Annotated in this window: 20 protein-coding genes; 6 read left to right on the top strand and 14 right to left on the bottom strand. The window is 63.3% G+C overall.

Annotation, left to right across the window (positions count from 1 at the left end; genetic code table 11):
- Nucleotides 1-44 precede the first annotated feature (44 nt).
- The 4 genes from BQ8794_RS18980 to BQ8794_RS18965 all read right to left on the bottom strand — a co-directional run bounded on the left by BQ8794_RS18980 (nucleotide 45) and on the right by BQ8794_RS18965 (nucleotide 3,395).
- On the bottom strand, nucleotides 45-806 hold the full coding sequence (locus tag BQ8794_RS18980) for a HugZ family pyridoxamine 5'-phosphate oxidase (protein ID WP_077380421.1): 762 nt from the start codon (nucleotides 804-806) through the stop codon (nucleotides 45-47).
- Nucleotides 807-844: 38 nt separating this feature from the next.
- Entirely contained in the window at nucleotides 845-2,017 is a 1,173-nt protein-coding gene (locus BQ8794_RS18975; RefSeq protein WP_077380155.1) for a CaiB/BaiF CoA transferase family protein, read from the bottom strand.
- Nucleotides 2,018-2,023: 6 nt separating this feature from the next.
- Nucleotides 2,024-2,785: a 3-hydroxyacyl-CoA dehydrogenase gene (locus BQ8794_RS18970; RefSeq protein WP_077380420.1), complete on the bottom strand. Its 762-nt coding sequence runs from the start codon at nucleotides 2,783-2,785 to the stop codon at nucleotides 2,024-2,026.
- Nucleotides 2,786-2,858: 73 nt separating this feature from the next.
- Nucleotides 2,859-3,395 (bottom strand): GNAT family N-acetyltransferase, encoded by a 537-nt coding sequence (locus BQ8794_RS18965; protein ID WP_077380153.1) that lies wholly within the window; start codon nucleotides 3,393-3,395, stop codon nucleotides 2,859-2,861.
- Between the two features lie 298 nt (nucleotides 3,396-3,693).
- On the opposite strand from BQ8794_RS18965, the gene BQ8794_RS18960 reads away from it, so the two are divergent.
- The gene (locus BQ8794_RS18960) at nucleotides 3,694-4,683 is read left to right on the top strand and encodes a glutathione S-transferase family protein (RefSeq protein ID WP_077380151.1); all 990 of its coding nucleotides are present in this window, start codon (nucleotides 3,694-3,696) and stop codon (nucleotides 4,681-4,683) included.
- A 1-nt stretch (nucleotide 4,684) separates the two neighbouring features.
- On the opposite strand, the gene BQ8794_RS18955 is transcribed toward BQ8794_RS18960, so the two are convergent.
- On the bottom strand, nucleotides 4,685-5,182 hold the full coding sequence (locus tag BQ8794_RS18955) for an NUDIX domain-containing protein (RefSeq protein ID WP_077380149.1): 498 nt from the start codon (nucleotides 5,180-5,182) through the stop codon (nucleotides 4,685-4,687).
- 56 nt (nucleotides 5,183-5,238) lie between these two features.
- On the opposite strand from BQ8794_RS18955, the gene BQ8794_RS18950 reads away from it, so the two are divergent.
- Entirely contained in the window at nucleotides 5,239-6,153 is a 915-nt protein-coding gene (locus BQ8794_RS18950) for a metallophosphoesterase family protein (RefSeq protein WP_077380419.1), read from the top strand.
- 90 nt (nucleotides 6,154-6,243) lie between these two features.
- Here BQ8794_RS18950 and BQ8794_RS18945 read toward each other — a convergent pair whose 3' ends face one another.
- The 4 genes from BQ8794_RS18945 to leuA form a co-directional block, all read right to left on the bottom strand.
- Nucleotides 6,244-6,867 carry a hypothetical protein gene (locus BQ8794_RS18945; RefSeq protein ID WP_077380147.1) on the bottom strand — a complete coding sequence of 208 codons (624 nt, stop codon included), beginning with the start codon at nucleotides 6,865-6,867 and terminating at the stop codon, nucleotides 6,244-6,246.
- 124 nt (nucleotides 6,868-6,991) lie between these two features.
- Complete coding sequence (locus tag BQ8794_RS18940; protein ID WP_077380145.1) at nucleotides 6,992-7,795, bottom strand: alpha/beta fold hydrolase; 804 nt, start codon at nucleotides 7,793-7,795, stop codon at nucleotides 6,992-6,994.
- 103 nt (nucleotides 7,796-7,898) lie between these two features.
- Nucleotides 7,899-9,677 carry a tetratricopeptide repeat protein gene (locus BQ8794_RS18935; RefSeq protein WP_077380143.1) on the bottom strand — a complete coding sequence of 593 codons (1,779 nt, stop codon included), beginning with the start codon at nucleotides 9,675-9,677 and terminating at the stop codon, nucleotides 7,899-7,901.
- Nucleotides 9,678-9,871: 194 nt separating this feature from the next.
- The gene (gene leuA / locus BQ8794_RS18930) at nucleotides 9,872-11,629 is read right to left on the bottom strand and encodes a 2-isopropylmalate synthase (RefSeq protein WP_077380141.1); all 1,758 of its coding nucleotides are present in this window, start codon (nucleotides 11,627-11,629) and stop codon (nucleotides 9,872-9,874) included.
- 407 nt (nucleotides 11,630-12,036) lie between these two features.
- Between leuA and BQ8794_RS18920 the strand changes: the two genes are divergently transcribed.
- Nucleotides 12,037-13,203 (top strand): ATP-grasp domain-containing protein, encoded by a 1,167-nt coding sequence (locus BQ8794_RS18920; protein ID WP_077380139.1) that lies wholly within the window; start codon nucleotides 12,037-12,039, stop codon nucleotides 13,201-13,203.
- Nucleotides 13,204-13,208: 5 nt separating this feature from the next.
- A complete protein-coding gene (locus BQ8794_RS18915; RefSeq protein WP_077380137.1) occupies nucleotides 13,209-13,985 on the top strand; it encodes an esterase family protein in 777 nt (258 codons plus the stop codon).
- Between the two features lie 26 nt (nucleotides 13,986-14,011).
- On the opposite strand, the gene BQ8794_RS18910 is transcribed toward BQ8794_RS18915, so the two are convergent.
- From BQ8794_RS18910 to BQ8794_RS18895, 4 genes are all read right to left on the bottom strand, one after another.
- Nucleotides 14,012-15,109 (bottom strand): AbrB family transcriptional regulator, encoded by a 1,098-nt coding sequence (locus BQ8794_RS18910; RefSeq protein WP_077380135.1) that lies wholly within the window; start codon nucleotides 15,107-15,109, stop codon nucleotides 14,012-14,014.
- A 236-nt stretch (nucleotides 15,110-15,345) separates the two neighbouring features.
- A complete protein-coding gene (locus tag BQ8794_RS18905; protein ID WP_077380133.1) occupies nucleotides 15,346-15,654 on the bottom strand; it encodes a putative quinol monooxygenase in 309 nt (102 codons plus the stop codon).
- Between the two features lie 45 nt (nucleotides 15,655-15,699).
- Nucleotides 15,700-16,530 (bottom strand): SDR family NAD(P)-dependent oxidoreductase, encoded by an 831-nt coding sequence (locus BQ8794_RS18900; RefSeq protein ID WP_425293553.1) that lies wholly within the window; start codon nucleotides 16,528-16,530, stop codon nucleotides 15,700-15,702.
- A gap of 69 nt (nucleotides 16,531-16,599) precedes the next feature.
- Nucleotides 16,600-17,037 carry a DsrE family protein gene (locus BQ8794_RS18895; RefSeq protein WP_077380417.1) on the bottom strand — a complete coding sequence of 146 codons (438 nt, stop codon included), beginning with the start codon at nucleotides 17,035-17,037 and terminating at the stop codon, nucleotides 16,600-16,602.
- Between the two features lie 95 nt (nucleotides 17,038-17,132).
- On the opposite strand from BQ8794_RS18895, the gene BQ8794_RS18890 reads away from it, so the two are divergent.
- Nucleotides 17,133-18,227, top strand: coding sequence for a hypothetical protein (locus tag BQ8794_RS18890; RefSeq protein ID WP_077380129.1), 1,095 nt, complete (start codon nucleotides 17,133-17,135; stop codon nucleotides 18,225-18,227).
- A gap of 26 nt (nucleotides 18,228-18,253) precedes the next feature.
- Entirely contained in the window at nucleotides 18,254-18,463 is a 210-nt protein-coding gene (locus BQ8794_RS18885; protein ID WP_077380127.1) for an antitoxin, read from the top strand.
- Between the two features lie 17 nt (nucleotides 18,464-18,480).
- Here BQ8794_RS18885 and BQ8794_RS18880 read toward each other — a convergent pair whose 3' ends face one another.
- Nucleotides 18,481-19,410 (bottom strand): cation diffusion facilitator family transporter, encoded by a 930-nt coding sequence (locus BQ8794_RS18880; protein ID WP_077380125.1) that lies wholly within the window; start codon nucleotides 19,408-19,410, stop codon nucleotides 18,481-18,483.
- Nucleotides 19,411-19,452: the final 42 nt, after the last annotated feature.

The raw sequence follows: 19,452 nt of genomic DNA, 5'->3' as shown, positions 1-19,452 counted from the left end.
CAAGACTTGCTTTCGACCCGACGCGATTAACTGTCGGACTGTGTTTAATCCGCCACTCGGCCGGTTTTTGCCATGTCGACCAGAACATGTCTGAGCTCGCGCGCCGTCCTCAATCGCTCGGGAAAGAACACCCGGCAGACATCGTCGCCCAATGCCAGGTCCATGCCGTCGGCGTCAAAGCCGGTGACGACCCAGCCGTCGCCCGCCGCCTTGGCGAAGTGGCGCGCGTAGACGGCAATTGCGTCGCTATGGTCGGCATTCATATGGTCGAGGGCGGATTGTTCGCCAGCGGCAAGCTCTTCGACGATCGGCGCGGTCGTGACCAGATCGGCGCGTTCGAGCAGGTAGGCCTTGCCAAAGCCGCCGTTGAGACTGGCGCGCTCCAGCTCGAGGCGGAAGATCGAGAAGTCGCCGAGACCGGCATAGAGCTTCGCCTTGGGGTTGCGGTTGAGATAGCGCCGTTCGGCGTGGGCGTGCTCGTTGGATCCACGCTCAAGCCGTGCCGCCCGACAAGCGAGCGTCAGCCGCGGGTGCGCCAGCGGGTCGCCCTTGCCGGGCTCGCCGACAAGCAGCGAACAGCGCGGGTCGGCAAGGATCGCGCCGGTATGGGCGGACAGCATCGATACAAGGATCAGCGGCGTGCCGTCGATATCGGTGGCGACACCAACCCTGCTGGCCAGCGGCGAACCGGTCCCGGGCTCGATCACCGCCAGCGCGCCGAAACGGGCACTGCGGATCAGCGTCTTCGCCAGCCTGATCGCTTCGGCGTCGGTCTCGCGGATCACGTCCTTCTTTCGATCGTTCAAATCCACACCGTCTTAAGCTGATCTTTGCTCTCCAGTTATCAACCTATCACACCGGATTTGACAAGGGCCTCAGTCTCGCTTTCCGAAAGGCCGAAGCGTGCCAGCACCGTCACCGCCTGACAATCGTGATCGGCCGGCATGGCGGCAAGCGTGGGCCGGGAGCGCGAAAAGCGCGGCGCTGGGGCAGGGCGCTCAAGCGCACCCGACTTCAAGAAGGCGTTGCGAGCGCGATTGTGCGGATGATCCCTGGCTTCCCGCAGCGACAAGACCGGTGCGACGCAAGCATCGGTTGCAGCAAAGAGACGGTCCCAGTCGTCCCGTGACTTCTGCCCGACCCGATCGACAATGGCGGCCCGCATCTGCGGCCACAAATTCCTGTCGTATTGGCCGCGTACAAAAATTTGGTCGAGCGGCAGCAGTCTTGCGAATTCGGCGAAGAACCGGGGCTCAAGGCAGCCGACGGCGACGTGCCGTGCGTCCGCGGTCTCATAGGTGTCGTAAAAGGGCGCGCCGGAATCGAGCAGGTTCGCGCCACGCGTGTCACTCCACAGGCCCGCCGCCATCAGGGCGTGCACAGGTGTCGCCAGCATTGAAGCGCCCTCGGTCATCGCGGCGTCGATCACCTGACCCTTGCCGGAGCGCGAGCGCTCAAACAGGGCGGCCAGTGCGCCGGCGACCAGCATCATGGCGCCGCCGCCGTAGTCGGCGACAAGGTTGAGCGGTGGGACTGGCCGGCCTCCTTGCTGGCCGATGCCATGCAGCACACCCGAATAGGCGAGGTAGGTGATGTCGTGGCCGGCACGTCCCGATAGCGGACCGTCCTGGCCGAACCCCGTCATGCGGCCGTAGATCAGGGCCGGATTGCGCGCCAGTACCGCATCGGGCCCGAGACCAAGCCGCTCCATGACATCGGGACGAAACCCTTCGACCAGCATGTCGGCCTTTTCGGCAAGGCGCATCACCAGTTCGGCGCCTTCCCAGCGTTTCAGGTCAATCCGCAGGATGGAGCGGCCGTGACAGTCGATGTCGTATTCGTCCGGTAGCGCCAGAAACGGCTGGCTCCACCCAGCCCGCTCGATGCGCAGCACCTCGGCGCCCATCTCCGACAGCATCAGGCCGGCCAGCGGCACCGGTCCAAGCCCGGCCATCTCGATCACCGTCAGGCCGGCGAGCGGGCCGGTCTTCGCCTGAAGGGCGACTTCGGCACTCATGGACGGCTACTTCGGCGCCATGCGGATGGCGCCATCGAGGCGGATGGTCTCGCCGTTGAGCATCTGGTTTTCGATGACGTGCAGCACAAGGGCTGCATATTCGGAAGGCTCGCCGAGACGGGACGGGAAGGGCACCGCGGCGCCCAGCGAATCCTGCACCTCTTGCGGCATACCGGCCATCATCGGCGTCTTGAAGATGCCAGGCGCGATGGTGCAGACGCGAATGCCCGACCGGGCAAGGTCGCGCGCCACCGGCAACGTCATGCCGACGACGCCGCCTTTGGAGGCCGAGTAGGCCGCCTGGCCGATTTGACCGTCATAGGCGGCGACCGATGCCGTGTTGACGATGACGCCGCGCTCGCCGCCGTCCAGCGGCTCAAGCTTCGCGGCCCGGTCGGCGACGAGGCGGATCATGTTGAAGGTGCCGATCAAATTGACCTCGATCACCTTGCGGTACTGGTCGAGCGGGTGCGGACCGTCCTTGCCGATCGTCTTCACGCCGATGGCGATGCCGGCGCAATTGACCAGAATACGGGGTTCGCCGAACTTTTTTACCACTTCCGCCACTGAAGCAGCACCGCCGTCGGCGCTGCTTACGTCGCATTGGATGGCGATGCCGCCGATATCGGCCGCAATCTTCGCCGCACGCTCGATGCCGAGGTCGAGGATGGCAACGCCGGCGCCCTTTGCGGCCAGTGCACGTGCCGTCGCCTCGCCGAGGCCGGAGCCGCCGCCGGTGACGATCGCAATCTGGCCGTTCGGGTTCATGTCGCCGTCCTCCATCCTGCTGCCGGCCACATGCTACGAAGCCCGACAGGATGGCGCAACCGCACCCGGATGGTCACGCCATCGCGGCGATTTGCGCGGCAATTCTTGCCTGATCGGCGTGGCAAACCTCCCCCACCAGCCGTGCCATCGCGCCCGGCACGAACTCATGCGACAAAAGCCGGTCAGGATCGACCGGGCGCGGCATGGAGATTTGCCCACGCGGGATTCTCTTGAAGCCGAGCGGGCCGTAATAGGGCTCGTCGCCGACAAGCATCACGGCCGGCATGCCGGCCTTGGCGGCGGCCTCCAGCGCGATCGCCACCAGCCGGCGGCCAATGCCGAGATTCTTGTAGGCCGGCCGCACGGCAAGCGGTCCGAGCATCAGCGCGCGGCCGGCGCCGGCCGCGATGCGCGTCATGCGCACAGAGGCGACAACGATATCGCCATCGACGGCCACGAAGGACAGAGCGCGTTCATGCGGGCCGCCCTCACGGATCTTGTAGGCGCCCAGCACGAAACGGCCCGGCCCGAAGGCTTCGTCGTTGATGGCTTCGATTTCAGGGTCATGCGCCGGCGTTTCCGGCAGGTATTTCACGTCGGCAAGGCTCATGGTCTTTGCGTTCCGGTAGACGGGGAAAGGTTTGCTGCAAACGGCAGCGTTCGCCAGTCAGCGCTTCATCAAGCGCGGGCGTCCTTTCGTCGTCGGTCAAACCGGATCAAAGCAAAGTCAAACATGCGGATTTTCCGCTAGCACCAATCTTCAGCCACTGCAATCGGCCGTATTGCTTGCCGCCCTTCGGTTGCCGCCATTCGTTTGCCGCCTTGGCGATTGACGAACTGTTCAACGCCTGGCGATTTCCGCATCGTCGGTTTGTGCCTACATCCCTACGAAGAGGAAAGGACATCACATGGGATTGCTGGTCGGCGGCAAATGGCAGGACAGCGGCTACGACACCAAGGCGAGCGACGGCGAATTCGTGCGGGCGCAGTCGCAATGGCGCGACTGGGTCACGGTTGACGGTACGCCGGCCGAAGGCCGCACGCGCGGCTTCAAGGCCGAGCCGGGCCGCTACCATCTCTATGTCTCGCTTGCCTGTCCCTGGGCGCACCGGACGCTGATCTTTCGGGCACTGAAAAAGCTCGAGGACGTGATTTCCGTTTCGGTCGTCCATCATTTCATGGGCGCCAACGGCTGGACCTTCCTGGCCGAGGACGGCGCCACCGGCGACACGCTCTACGGCCTCGACTTCCTGCATCAGATCTACACCAAGGCCGATCCCGCCTATTCCGGCCGCGTGACGGTGCCGGTTCTGTGGGACAGGCGAGAACAGACAATCGTCTGCAACGAGTCCTCCGAGATCATTCGGATGCTCAATTCAGCCTTCGACGAATGGGGCGATGCCAGCCTCGATTTCTATCCGAAAGCACTGCGCGGCGAAATCGACGCGGTCAACGCTCTGGTCTATCCCTCAGTCAACAACGGCGTCTATCGCGCCGGCTTCGCCACCACGCAAGCGGCCTATGAGAAAGCGTTCGGCGAACTGTTCTCGGCGCTCGATCAACTCGAGGATCGCCTATCTCGCCAGCGTTATCTCGTTGGTGGCCGCATCACCGAGGCCGATTGGCGGCTGTTCACCACGCTGGTCCGCTTCGACCCGGTCTATGTCGGCCATTTCAAGTGCAACCTGCGCCGCATCGCCGACTATCCAAACCTGTCGAACTATCTGCGCGACCTCTATCAGGTCCCGGGCGTCGCCGGCACGGTGAGCCTGCACCACATCAAGGCGCACTATTACGGCAGCCACGAAGCGATCAACCCGACGCACATCGTGCCGGTCGGGCCGGAACTGGACTATGCGGCGTCGCATGATCGGGCGCGGTTCAGGAAGGCAGCGTGATCTACCAGTAGGGCGATGCCGCGGCGCCGCTAAAAATCTCGGCAATCCGCCGCAACGTGCCCGGCGTGGTTCCTTCCGGCAGGCGGTCGAGCGGAAAGAAACCGGCTGCGGCGATCTCGCGGTCCGGCAGCTTCGGCGCCGTCTGGTTGAACTGCTCGACCAAATAGAGGCCGACATGGTCGCGGCGGCTGGCCCGACGGTTGAAATGCATCGATTTCAGCACCGGTGGCGCGGTCAACGCAATATTGCCCTCCTCGCAGAGCTCGCGCGCCAACGCCTCGATCATCGTCTCGCCCAGTTCGACGCCACCGCCGGGAAGCTGCCAGCCCGGTACATAGGTGTGGCGAATGAGGAAGACGGAATTGGACGTGCGATCGTGGATCAAGCCACGCACCCCGAGCGTCATCGGCCGCCGCAGCACGAAATACAGATGAAACAGCCTTGCCCTGAGACCCGGCCAGCCGGTCTGGCGGAAAGCTTGATCCGGATCGGGCCGCATCGTCACCCACGAAACCGTGGGTGGAAAGCAGCGCGCGCGTCGCTTATGAAGGAGGGATGTTCAGGCTCGCGCATATTTCCGATATCCATCTGGGACCGCTTCCCGGTGTAACCTATCGCGATCTCGCCTCCAAGCGGGTGGTCGGTTACGTCAACTGGCAGCGCAATCGCCGCCGCCACATGCGCGACGCGGTCATCGACACGATCGTCGCCGATATCAAGGCGAGCGCACCCGATCACCTTGCCGTCACCGGCGATCTGGTCAATCTGGCGCTCGACGGCGAGATCGAGATGGGCAAGCACTGGCTAGAGACGCTGGGCTCTCCCGATGATGTGTCGGTCGTTCCGGGAAACCACGACGCCTATGTGCCTGGCGCTTTCGACAAGTCCTGCCGGTCGTGGACGGCGTGGATGACCGGCGACGGCGTCAGTACGCCGGTCGACCGCGAAGCCTTTCCCTATCTGCGCGTGCGTGGCAACGTCGCGCTGATCGGTGTGACGACGGCGCGGGCCACGGCTCCGTTCATGGCCAACGGCTTTTTTCTGGAAGACCAGGCGGAAAGGCTGCGCGACGTGCTCGATGCCACGGCCAAACGCGGGCTGTTCCGGGTGATCATGATCCACCATCCGCCAGTGCGTGGCGCTGTTTCGCAGCCCAAGCGGCTGTTCGGCATTGCCCGCTTCCAAAAAGTCGTTCAGCGGCACGGGGCCGAGCTTGTGCTGCACGGCCATTCGCACGAGCCGACGCTGTTCTCCATCAATGGGCGCGGCGCCAAAATTCCAGTGGTCGGCGTCGCTGCCGCGGGGCAGGCGCCAGGCGGCAGGCGTCCAGCCGCGCAATATAATCTGCTGGAGATCGATGGTGAAATAGGCAACTGGCGGCTCAGGCTGACGCGACGTGGCCTGACCGGGCCGGCCATCCCGCCTGTCGATCTGGAGGTTCTGGAGCTTGGCGCGGACGCTATGGCCTAGAGCCTGTTCCATCCCGATAGAATCGGGATGGGGCTCTATCTTTTTGTTTGACCATGATCTTTTCCGAAAACCGGTTTCCACTTTTCAGGATCATGGTCCAAAACTCAGTCCCATCGCAACGAGGCGGTCCCAGAACAACACGATCGATACAGCCAGCCCGACCAGGGCGCCGGCGGCGATCAGGCCAAGACCGGAGAGAAAGGTTGACCAACGCTTGCGGCGCGTGACGGATCGCAGCGGCGGCTCGGCTTCCGGGACCAAGGCACGTTTCAGGCCGGCGACAGCCTGCTCGACGCCTCCTTCCAGCATTCTCTGGCGTTCGACGACGCGCTCCGCGACGTAGCGCGTCACCTGATCGGCAACCGGTTTCATCTCGGTCGATTCGGCGAGCACCACGCGGCCGATGCGCGTGTCCTTGAGGAAGCGATAGGTGCGGCGGTCGCGCCCCATGGCGACATGGCTGACGGCGTCGATCCAGAGGCGCGGCTGCAGCCCGGACGAGACGGCGAAGTCGAAATTGTCCATGTCGGCTGGCACGTCTGCGAAGATCGGCTCGAGTTCGGCGGCAAGCAACTCGAGCCGCATGCGATGCGCTTCGCGCATGTCGACCACGACGTCGTCGCGGTCGGCGAAGGCGTTTTTCACGTCGCGGATGGCGTCGGACAATTTTCGCGACTGATCGGCCTGGCTTATGTTCTCGGCTGCATCCTTCATCGGCGTTGCCTCGCGTTTGGTTAACACCGAATTAACACAGTCGTTGGCAAAATGCAGCAAAATGCACTTGCGAGATCGATAGGCGGCTTGCAAAATTCGGCCCGAAGCCGCGCTTTGGCAGGGATCAGCCCGTTGCGGGAGCGGAGTTTGGACGAAGCGGCCTGCTGCGGCGTTTCATGTTGTGGCGGACGATCTCGGCGATCAGGCCGGGCGCTTCCTCGACCAGCATATGGCCGGCCTCCGACACTTGGTGCAGGTGGAAATGCGCCGGCAGACCATCGGCCTGGCTGAAGGGCAGCACCGTGTCTTCTGTCCCCCAAACCACCATCACCGGCATATCCAGCGTTTCGAGCCGTTCGCGCGGGATGACGCCCTGCCGATCGTCCCTGGTCATGGCGGCCGCGATCTTGACAAGTTTGTGCAACTGGCCGGGACGCGCACGCATTTCGCCAAGCACATCCACGATGCGCTCCGAGGGCGGGCTTTGCGGTCCGGACATGGCGGCGAGGCAGGCGCGAATTTTACTTTTGCTGGCTGCTGCGGCGTAACGGCGCAACAGCGGGCCATTGATCTCAGTGCCAAACCCGCCCGGCGCCAGAAGCGTCAGCGAGGCTATCCTTGCGGGTTCGGCCAGTGCCATCAGCACAGCCGCCGCCCCGCCCATCGAATGGCCGACGAGATGCACCCTCCTGATTCTGCGTGCGGCGAGGTCTGCAAGAACAGCCCGGGCAGCTGTCCTGGCCGGGCCGCCACCCGGGAAATCGAGGGACAGCCCATGGCCCGGAAGATCATAGGCCAGCGTCCGTGAACCAGGTGTCAGTGTCGAAATCACCTCGTGCCAGTCGCCGTGGCAACCGCCGAAGCCATGCAGAAAGACAACCGTCTTCGGGCCGGCGCCCCGTTCGGCAACGTAAAGCGATGAAATCATGAAATACTATGGTTTTATGCGAATTCGGATGTGGCTGGATTGCGTCTTGTACCAAGTTCGACGGCCAATAAGATTTCGCGATCGGCCGTGCTGGTCGGAAGGACTAGCTGGCATTGCCGAGCCCGGCGGCACGCAAAGCCTCGACCAGCCGCTCGGTCAGATCGGCGGGGTATCTCCGCTCGACAAAAGTCGCGCGCGGATCGGCAGCGAATTTCGGGAACTTGACAGTCAACTCGCCCAGAAGTTCGTGCGCCAGTTGATCGCGGCCGGCGGCCTTGGCAGTGATCAGCCGCGCTGCCAGATAGTGCGATTTCGTCGGCGTCGCTTGCAACGCATCGCTGGCAAGCGCGGCCTTGTTCATATCGCTAGCCATGAACTGGCCGACGAAAAGCCCGTAATCCCACCAGGTCGGATGGGCGCTGGAGGTTTCGGCAGCGTGAGCAAGGATCGGTGTTCCCTCCCTGTACCTGCCGGCGAAAATCAGCCCGTAGGCGTAAGCTGCCGCCATGCTGAGGTCATAAGGGTTGAGTTCGTAGGCCTTGCGCATCCAGCGGATCGATTCCTCCGAATTGCCGAGGCGGGAATTGAGATAGCCATAGGCACGGTGGGCATAGGGGCTGGTCGGCCCCATCTGCACGGCGCGACGGGCCAGCGACATCGCCTGTTCGATCGTTGCGCCGGCTGGATAGGCGTAGTGATCTGTGGCCGCCTCGAGATGCAGGGTCGCCAGCTCCGAAAAGACGAGCGACGATTTCGCATCCCGATCGACCAGGATTTCGAGGCAGCGATAGGCAGCCTCATGCGTTTTGGCGCCCTGGTCGAGATAGTATTTGTCGTTGAGCAGCAGACATTCCGTCAGGCCGGTCTGAAGGCCGCTCTGTTCGATATAGTTGTAGATCGCGCCCGAGGCGGGAACGGCCGAACTCAAAATACCGGCGACACTGTTCTCGACGGTGGAGGGTGTGCTGTCGGCGGCAGTCAAGTTGCGTGACAGCAGGACCCGTCCGGTCGCCACGCTTTGAAACTCCAACGTGACATCGCCGGCCGTTGGTCCCGGCAAGACATCGAATACGAAGCTGATCGCATCGGCGACCGGATCGGGCGGGCCGTCAGCATCGCGACCGATGAAGGTGACCGTGTCGAAGCGGCTGAGGCCGGCGCGCAGCGATGCGGCGACGCGGGCAGCCTCGGCACTGTTGGTTTTCACCTCGATGTAGACGAGCGGAAGGCTTTCAACCGGTGCCCATGGCGCAATGCTGCCGGTTGCCACCGCATTTTCAATCGTCGGCGCGGCATCGCTTCCCGCCAGCAATGCGCTGCTTCCCTGACGAAGGATCAGCACGCCCAGCATGGCGATGACCAGAGCGATCGCCAGCCAGAAGAACTGGAGATGGCGCAGCAGCGAGGGTGCCGGCTGGCGAACGACGGGGGACATCAACGATGCGGCAGGTGCGGCCATGCCGGGTTCTTCGGCCGATTCCGGCAAGGTGGCCGCCGCTTCGCCGTGTTCCGCCGCCGCCGGCTCGACCGGCAGGCGGTTCGCGTTGAGTTCATAGGATGGAACATAGCCGCCACGCGGAATGGCAATGCGGATCGGCTCGGCAACGCCCTCATTGGCGAAGTAATGCTGCAGAAGCTCGCGCAGCCTGCCCGCCTGCACCCGCACCACGGCGTCGGTCGACGGATCGAAATCGCCGTCCTTGCCGAAAACGTCCATTGCGATGGAAAAGCCCTTGAGCTTGTCGGCTTCGCCTGCCTGCTCGCGCTCGACCAGGTAGCGAAGCAGCTTGCGCGCTCGTTCGGATCTCCCGAACGTTTCGCTGGCTAGCAATCGCTCCAGCGTCTCGCGCACTGCGGGGGCGGCAGGCGTGGCATGCTGCAAGTGTCGATCCTCTCGAAGTCGGCACAGGTTAAGACGCAATCATATAGCGCCTGCACTGCCATACAAGCATGCATCCATTATGCGATCGCGTACCCCACCGGATAATATTCCGGTGGTTAATGGTGCGAAAGACTGGAGCAAGATGATACGATCCGGGCTCATCTTGCTCCAGCTCATAGCTTTCGACAGCTGGTCTAGTCGACCTTTCGGCCGACGATGCGGTTGGCGGCGGAAACCACGGCTTCCAGCGAAGCGGCCACGATATTGGTGTTGATGCCGGCGCCGAACAGTTTGCCGCCGGGATGCTCCATCTCGACATAGGAGATGGCCGAGGCATTCGAGCCGCGCTGCATGGAGTGCTCCGAATAGTCGAGCACCGACATCGGCACGCCGACATGGCGCGACAGCGCGTCGACAAAGCCGTCGATCGGACCAGTTCCGGAGCCTGATATCGTCACCTCCTTGCCCCTGTCGAGGATGATCGCCTCCACCGCGCGCCGCCCCTTGATCTCGATGTCGGGATAAGTGTGGTGGTCGAGGAATTTTAGCCGCGCGCCAGGCTGATCGACGTAGGCTTCGAGAAAGCGCTCGTAGATGCGCTTGGCCGGCACCTCCTTGCCTTCGGCGTCGGTGATCGCCTGGATCGCTTGACTGAACTCGATCTGCAGGTTGCGCGGCAGATTGAGGCCGTAGTCCGCCTGCAGCACATAGGCGATGCCGCCCTTGCCGGACTGCGAGTTGATGCGGATGATCGCCTCGTAGTTGCGCCCGACATCGGCCGGGTCGATCGGCAGATAGGGCACTTCCCAGTACGGCGTGTTGGCCTTGCGCAACGCCTTCATGCCCTTGTTGATGGCATCCTGGTGCGAGCCGGAAAAGGCGGTGTAGACAAGTTCGCCGACATAGGGATGGCGCTCGGGGATCTTCAACTGGTTCGAATATTCGTAGACGTCCTTCATCCGGTTGATGTCGGAGCAATCGAGCTCGGGATCGACGCCTTGCGTGTACATGTTGAGCGCCAGCGTGACGATGTCGACATTGCCGGTGCGTTCGCCATTGCCGAACAGCGTGCCTTCGACGCGGTCCGCGCCCGCCATCAGGCCGAGTTCGGTGGTGGCGATCCCGGTGCCGCGGTCGTTGTGCGGATGCAGCGAGACGAGCAGGTTCTCGCGGTTGTCGAGATTGCGGCACATCCATTCGATGCGATCGGCATAGATGTTGGGTGTCGACATCTCGACCGTAGACGGCAGGTTGATGATCAGCTTGTTTTCCGGCGTCGGCTTCACGATTTCGGTGACGGCGTTGCAGATTTCCAGCGCCACTTCGAGCTCGGTGCCGGTAAAGCTCTCCGGCGAATATTCGAAACGATAGAAGCCGCCGGCCTTCGCTGCCATGTCGGTGATCATCTTGGCCGCATCGGTGGCGATCCGCCTGATGCCGGCGACGTCCTTATCGAAGACGACGCGGCGCTGCAATTCGCTGGTCGAATTGTAGAAATGCACGATCGGGTTGGTGGCGCCCTGCAGCGCCTCGAAAGTGCGGGTGATCAGTTCCGGCCGGCACTGCACCAGCACCTGCAGCGAGACATCGTCTGATACTTTACCCTCTTCGATGCACCAGCGAGCGAAATCGAAATCGGTCTGCGAGGCCGACGGGAAGCCGATCTCGATCTCCTTGAAGCCTATGTCGAGGAGCAGGGCGAACATGCGCGCCTTGCGCTCGTGGCCCATCGGATCGATCAGCGCCTGGTTGCCGTCGCGCAGGTCGACCGAGCACCAGATCGGTGCCTTGTCGATGACTTTCGAAGGCCACACGCGGTCGGTGAGACCGACGGTCGGGTAGGGTTGGTATTTGCGGGCTGCCCCCGGCATGCCCCGGGCTGCCCCTGGCATGCCCCGGGCATCCTTGCCCATCGCCCCGCTGTCTGCGCGGATCTCATCTCGTGCGTTCATTGTCGTCTCTCCCGGCGGCTCGCGGATCCGCCTTCAGGCGGATTTGGTGCCGAGCGGCGCCTTTAGCAGATGTTCATTTGATGTTGACTTGCCAATTTTGAGAATGGCCAAGGAGCATGCGCGTGAGCGGCGGTTCGACCGCCGGGCGCTCCTTCAGCGAACCCGGCGATCGCCGATAAGGCCGAGAAGCAGCAGGGCGGAAGCAAGCGCGCGCACGGTCTCGCCAGCAAAGCCGGTCTGACGGGAAGCGATGGAGGTGGCGCGGTTGGTCATGGCGATTTTCATACAGGAGCGGCTAAGGAGAGGCAAGTGGGCTGCATGGCAGCGCTGTGCGCGCCCTTCCCCACACGCGGCAAATGCGCCAGACTGGGCTGTCGACTTGGTGACAATGCCGGGGGATGCCGTCCATGAATTTCGTGTTCTTCTCGCCGCATTTTCCCGCCAACGGGGCCGACTTCTGCGATCGGCTGAGGAAGGCCGGCGCCACCGTGCTCGGCATCGGCGATGCGCCCTATGAAGCGCTGAACGGAAAGCTGAAGACGGCGCTGTCGGAATATTACCGCGTCGCCGACATGGAGGACTACAAGCCGGTGTTCCGGGCGATGGGCCATTTCATCCACAAATGGGGCCGCATCGACCGCTTCGAGTCGCTCAACGAGCACTGGCTGGAACTGGAAGCCAACATCCGTACCGACTTCAACATCTTTGGCACCAAACTCGATTTCGTGAAGAACCTGAAGCGCAAGAGCCGCATGCGGGCCTTCTTCCGCAAGGGCGGCGTCGAGACCATCCCGCAGCGCAAATGCTCCGACCGGGCCGGCGCCATGACCTTCATCCGCCGTGTCGGCTATCCCGTGGTGGTCAAGCCGGATTCGGGCTCCGGCGCTTCGAACACCTTCAAGATTTCCAATACGAGGGAACTCGACCAGTTTTTCAAGGGCAAGCCGGAAGATGTCAGCTTCGTCATGGAGCAGTTCATCGAGGGGCTGGTAGTGACCTTCGACGGGCTGGTCAACCGCGACGGCGATGTGGTTCTGGCGGCCAGCCACCGCTACGACCAGAGCGTCATGGAGGTGGTCAACCGCGACCGCCATATGAGTTACACCTGCTTTCCCGAGATCAGCCCAGCGGTGGAGGAGGCAGGCCGGAAGATCCTCCGGGCATTCGATGTGCGTGAGCGCTTCTTCCACATCGAGTTGTTCGAGACGAAGGACGACCGCATCATCGCGCTCGAGGTCAACATGCGGCCGCCCGGCGCCTGGATGACCGACGCCATCAACTACACGTTCGACATCGACGTCTATGCGGCGTGGGCCGAGATGGTGGTCAGGGATGCCGCCGGCGGGCCCTACAAGGGCAAGTATTTCACCGCCTATGCCAGCCGCAAGCGGCACCTCCACTATTTGCATAGCCATGCCGACGTGCTAGCCGCCCATGGCGACAAGATCGTCCACCATCAGGCCATAGAAGAGGTTTTCAGCCGCGCCATGGGACACTACGCCTATCAGATGCGGTCGAAAGACGCCCAAGCGCTGCGCCAGGCGGTCGGCTACATCCACGCGGAAAAGGCGTGAGGCCGATGGATATCTCTTATCATAAGGGCTTTGCCCGGAACCTTGGCCGCGACATGGAATACAAGCGCTACGGCCACGCCGGGCGGCCAGTGGTGGTGTTCCCGACCTCACAAGGACGGTTCTATCAGTTCGAGGATTCCGGCGGGGTCGCAGCGCTTTCGGAGTTCATCGACACCGGCCGCATCCAGCTGTTCACCCTCGACGGGATCGATTCGGAATCCTTCTTCGCCAAGCATGCCGACCCAGCCGACCGCATCGCCCGCCACGAAGCCTATTTCCGCTACGTGCGCGAGGAGGCGCTGCCCAAATTGTTGGCGGTCGCCGACGGGGCCAATGGCGGGCGCACCCTGAAGCCGCTGTTTTCAGGCTGTTCGATGGGCGGCTATCACGCATCGAACTTCGTCTTCCGCTTTCCGGAACTGAGCAGCGGCGTCATCGCGCTGTCGGGCGTCTATTCGACCCGCGACTTCTTCGGTGAGGCGCTCGACGGCAACGTCTTCTTCAACTCGCCCCTCGACTATCTGCCTGGCATCGTCGATCAGAAACTGCTTGGCCGGCTGAAGGCGCTGAGGCTGATCTTCTGCTGCGGGCAGGGGGCGTGGGAAGAACGGATGCTGGTCGAGACGCGGGCGCTGGAACAGGTGCTGCGCGAAAAGTCCATTCCCGCCTGGGTCGACTATTGGGGGGGCGATGTCAGCCATGACTGGCCGTGGTGGCACAAGCAATTGGTCTATTTCTTCGCCCGCTGGCTGGACGATGACCTGATGCATCGGCTGGACTGATAGTGCCAGTTGGCAGCGTGAGCGGGTCATTCCCTCAGACTTCGCGCCACCAGCCGCGCCACGCTCGGTCCGACCAGCAGCACGATCAGGAAGCGGGCCGATTGCAACGCCATGACGAAGGAGATGTCGACGTGTTGTGCGGCGGCGGCGATGATGGCGACGCTGTCTATGCCGCCGGGGCTGGTCGCCAGATAGGCGGTCAGCGGATCGATGCCGAGGACATGGCTGATCATGAAGCCGAGGCCGCCGCAAAAGGCGATGAGGAGGATGATCGAGCCGATGATCTGCGGCAGTGCCCGCGTCGCGTGCCGCAGAATTGCCCTGGTGAAATTCAGGCCGATGGTCCAGCCGATCATCGTATATCCGAGGGCGAGCAGCCAGGGCGGCAACTGCATCGTCACGCCAAGTCCGAGATGCACCGCAGTGCCGAAAATGAAGGTGCCGAGGAACAAGGGTGACGGCAGCCTGAACAGCTTTCCGATAAGACTGCCGACGAGCGCCACGCCAAGTGTTGCGGCAAAGGCTGTCGGATCGATCTGCGGGAACCAGACGATGGCCGGGATCTCGATGCCTGATGTGTCGACCTTTGCGACAAGTGCGGCAGTCATCGAGACAAAGATGACGCGCAGATATTGCATGAAGGCGACGAGGCGCTGGTCGGCGCCGAAGGCGCCGGCCATCAGCACCATGGCGGTGGCCGCGCCCGGCGATGAGCCCCAGACCGCGGTGGTGCCGGGCAGGATACGCCAGCGGCTGATGAGCCAACCGAGCAGGCTGGATGCCGCGACGGTCGCCACCACGGCGCCGAGGAACAGCGGCCATTCCTTGTAGAAGAGCGGAAAGATATCGGCGGAGATCGAAGCGGCGACAAGGCAGCCGACGATCGCCTGGGCGGCGCCGAACAAAGGGCGCGGCACACGCACCGTGGCGCCGTTGGTGCCGGCCAGGATCGCCGCCAGCATCGGTCCGATCAGCAGCGCTGCCGGCAAGGCGCCGAATTCCAGCGCGCCGGCAAACAGGATCGAGAAGATCAGGAGGGCCAGCCACTGCCAGACTTTGGGTATCCGCGCCAGATGCTCGAGGGCCGGCGGGTTCAGGGCCGGCGGGTTCGGGAGAGAGTCCATATCCGGCTCTTAGACCGGCCGGGGAAAAATGCGAACCGTTTTTGCGGGGAGTATGGTGGCGGGTGGTACAACGCCTTGCGTCGCGATCCTTCGCGCCCCCCTCTGTCCTGCCGGACATCTCCTCCACGAGGGGGGAGATTGGCAGCTTCAGCGTCCCGCCCACTCTTGCTCCATCAGAGATTGGCGAAAGCCGGGACGACGGCCGGTCTCCCCCCAAGGGGACGCTGTCCCGCCAGCTATCCCGCCTTGGCCTCAGCCAACCCAAATCCACCAACAGGATGCGTTTCGACCTGGAACTCAAACCCGGCGATGATCGGCCGCGCCTTGGCAATCGCTGCCTGGACTTCCGGCAATTGCAGCGAAGCCTTGTGGCTTGCCTGGTCGGTCCATACCTCGGTCACCCAGATCGCGTCGGCATCAGCCGGGTCGGTGGCGATGATGTAGCTCAGGCAGCCAGGCAGGGCGCCGGTGCTGGCAAGCAGGACATCCATCATTGCGTCGCGCTGGCCGCGCGTCGCCCGCATCTTGCCGATCAGACCGTACATTGCCGGTTCTCCGTTGCTTGTTGCGACAAGTATGCAGGTCGCCGCTCACGGCATCAACTGGCCACCGTTCACCTCGATCACCTGGCCGGTGATGTAACCGCTCAACAGAGCGGACGAGAGGAACAGATAGGCGCCGACGCAGTCCTCGGGCGTGCCGGCGCGGCCCTGCGGAATGGTGGCCACCATGGCCCTCATATGCTCCTCGGTCGAATAGCGCTCATGGAAAGCTGTCGCGATGGTGCCCGGCGCCACCGCGTTGACGCGGATGTTGAAGCCGATCAGTTCCTTGGCCATGCCGCGGGTCACATTGGAGACGAAGGCCTTGGCCGAGCCATAAAGGCCGGCGCCGCCGCCGGCGCCATTGCGTGCCGCGATCGACGAGGTATTGACAATGAAGCCGCCCTGGCGCTTCAGCCATGGCATCGCCTGGCGTGATGCGGTCAGCACGGAGCGGGCGTTGAGGTCCATCACCGCATCGTAATGCGCCTCGGTCAGTTCGGCATAAGGCACGCGGCCGAGCATGCCGCCGGCATTGTTGACCAGGCCATCGAGCCGGCCGAAATGTTGCGCGCTGTCCTCGACGACGCGCTCGACCTCGGCAGCGATCGAGAAATCGCCCTGGACCGGGAATACCTCGCCACCGCCGTTGCGGATGGTTTTGGCCAGGTTTTCGGCAGCCGCCCCACTTGAATTGTAATGCAGCGCGACGCGGCACTTCTGCGCGGCGTAGGCCAGCGCAAGTGCCGCCCCGATGCCGGTCGAAGCGCCGGTGATCAGCACCGCCTTTCCGGCGAGGTCGGGGATGACCAAAGTGGGGGTGACAAGGGTAGAGGTGACAGGGGTGGAGGTGACAGGGGCGGTTGTGGTGGCTGGCACGTCTATTCCTCCGGGACTCTCCTGCTCTTCGTAGGACCTCGCCGTGCTCATGTTCAAGTCCGTAGAGGTTCAGGGCCGCAAATAGGCGTAGCCCTGGCGCTGCAATTCGGCGAGCTTGACGACGCCGCCGGTCTCGGCGGCATGGAAGCCGTCGAGCAGATCGGTGAGCGCAACGTCCATGCCCTGCATGGTATTGGCGCAAGCATGCGGGGCCAGCCCGTCGCGGACTAGACCGGCAAAACGGCTGGAAATGGCAGCCGACGCGCTCTTCGACTTGAAGGCGGCGAGTGCCGGTCCGTGCACAACCAGCACGATGTCGACCTTGCCGCCGCTGCCCTCATAGTGGTTCTTGATATTGCCCAAAACGAAGCCGACCTTGTCGAGGTCGCTGAGGTGATAGGCGACCTTTTGCCTTTCCTCTTCCACGGCCGCCGCCTTGACCTGGCGCAGCCCGAGAAGACCGGCGGCTCCGGCAAGGCCTACGCGGAAAATATCGCGGCGTCGCATCATGTCGTTCTCCAGTACGTCCTCGCAAATTGCGTGGCTTCGACCTCGATCCTAGCATAAATTGAAGTTACGTCCTGGTCGGGCGAGAGGGGCACATGACATCGAAGACCATTGTGGGGAAGACCATTGTGGGCGCCGGACTTGCTGTCGCCTTGCTAGCCGCTGTCGCCAGCACGGCCCTTGCCGACGATACGCCTGAGCTCACCGAACTCAGCCCGGACGGCAAGGATGCCTGTTTTGGGCGTATCTACGATGCCGCGCATCTCAGGGTGCACCCGAACCAGAAGGTGGGACGGATTTTCTTCTACTATGGCAGCGATCCGGTCAGCCATCCGAACGAGGAGCCGAGCAGTGGTCGATCCGGCTACAACGGTTTTTTGGCGACGACGGTGCGCGGCGCCAAGAGGCCTGAATGGGTCGGCGGTTGGTGCGGTACGGACGATCCGCAGTCGGGCGAGATCCATTGCGGCATGGAATGCGACCGCACCATGGCCTTGGTGAACGTCGACGAAAAAGGCCGGCTGATCGTCTCCGGCGTGCATCGTAACCTTTATCTCGATGCCGGCGCCGAGGATGAACTGGGCGAAAAGGAGTTTGCCAGGCAGGCACTCGGCACGGAAGACGACGGCTTCCGGCTCGACCGCATGCCGGCGCAGACCTGCAAGGCCGAATTCGCGCGCATCGATCCGGTCGATCCGGCGCTGGGAACACCGCTGCGCGAGCGGCTGAAACCGGACCAGCCGTTCTGCTACGGGCGCGACTACGATGCCGCGCATCTCGGCTCGCATCCCGATCAGCTTACCCACACCATCCGGGTTTTCCGGGGCCCGATCGAACTGGCCGCCTTCGCCAAGGACGGCGAACCGGCAAGCTGGCCTGGTGGCGCCGAGATTGCCGTTTCCGTCACCACGCGCCAGAATGCCGCCAAGGTCACGCAGAGTTACAGTTGTGACGGCGAAGCGGACCAGTGGCGCTGTGTGGCGAGCGGAAGGACGAGCGACTTTTCCTGCGACATCGCGGCCAGGGAGATTCTTCTGCGTCGCGGCGCCAACGGCACGATGATGCTGGCCAACCCCAACAGCAGCCTGCCGATCGTCGACCTCTGCTCGAAGGCGACCGACGGCGAGACCGCATCCGACGACAAGGTCTATCGGCTGGAGCCGATGCCACAGGCTGCCTGCGCGCCTTGAGATTTTCGGATCAGAAAGGATGCCAAATGGACAAGGCGAAGGTGTTCTGGTCAGGCCGCTCGCAGGCGGTGCGTCTGCCCAAGGAATTTCGTTTCGAAACCAAGGAGGTTTCGATCCGCCGCCAAGGCCGAGCGGTCGTCCTCGAGCCGCTCGAGCAGGATTGGGGCTGGCTCGACCAGGTGACTGGGCCGCTTGACGACGACTTTGTCGAGGCAGCTTTAGAGCGGCCGACCTAGATACTGTGATCGCCGCCTCACGCGAACGGCACGGCGGTCGTGCCCTTGGGCAGTTTTGCCTCGTCATCGGGCTCGACATGGATGGTGACGCGCACCGAGGGGATTTCTGCCTTCAGCGAATCCTCGATGCGGTCGCAGATGACGTGGCTGGCGCCCACCGACATGTCGGCGTCGACGACCAGGTGGAACTCGATGAAGGTGGCGCGGCCGGCAATCCGCGTCTTCAGATCGTGGACTTCCAGCGCGCCTTTGCAATTGGCCGAGATGATGTCGCGGATGCGCATGTGCTCCTGCGTGTCGACGGCGCGGTCCATCAGACCGTTCATCGACGAGCCGATGACGTGCCAGCCCTGCCACAGGATGTTCAGCGCGACGATGACGGCGAGAGCGGGATCGAGGACTTGCCAGCCGGTCAGCACGGCGCCGACCAGGCCAATGAACACGCCGGCCGAGGTCGCCACGTCGGTCATGATGTGCCTGCCGTCGGCAACCAGTGCCGGTGACTTCTCGGCACGGCCGGCACGGATCAGCGTCAAGGCCCAGAAGGCGTTGATCACCGTCGCGACGCCGTTGATGGCGAGGCCGGTCCAGGGCTGTTCGAGCGGGACGGGATGCCGCAAGGACCACCACACTTCGTTGAGGATCAGAAGGGCTGCCAGCACGATCAGCACGCCTTCCAGGACAGCCGAGAAATATTCGGCCTTGTGATGGCCGAACGGATGATCCTGGTCGGCCGGCTTGTGGCTGACCTGGATCGCCCAGTAGGCGGCGGCCGAGGCAATGACGTTGACGATCGATTCCAGCGCGTCCGAATAGAGCGCCACGGAACCGGTGACGTACCAGGCGGCCAGCTTCAGGCCGAGTACGACGAATGCGATGATGATCGACCAGAAGGCGAGGCTGGCGACCTTGCGCTTGGCGGTCGCCTTGATTTCGGCTGTTGTCATTGAGGAAGCCGGGTTCTTTGGGCGACGTAGAGCGCAAACCTC

The organism is Mesorhizobium prunaredense (genome assembly GCF_900156895.1).
Lineage (GTDB): Bacteria > Pseudomonadota > Alphaproteobacteria > Rhizobiales > Rhizobiaceae > Mesorhizobium > Mesorhizobium prunaredense.
Note: the sequence above shows the minus strand (reverse complement) of the source record. Positions and strands in the feature narration are given on the sequence as shown.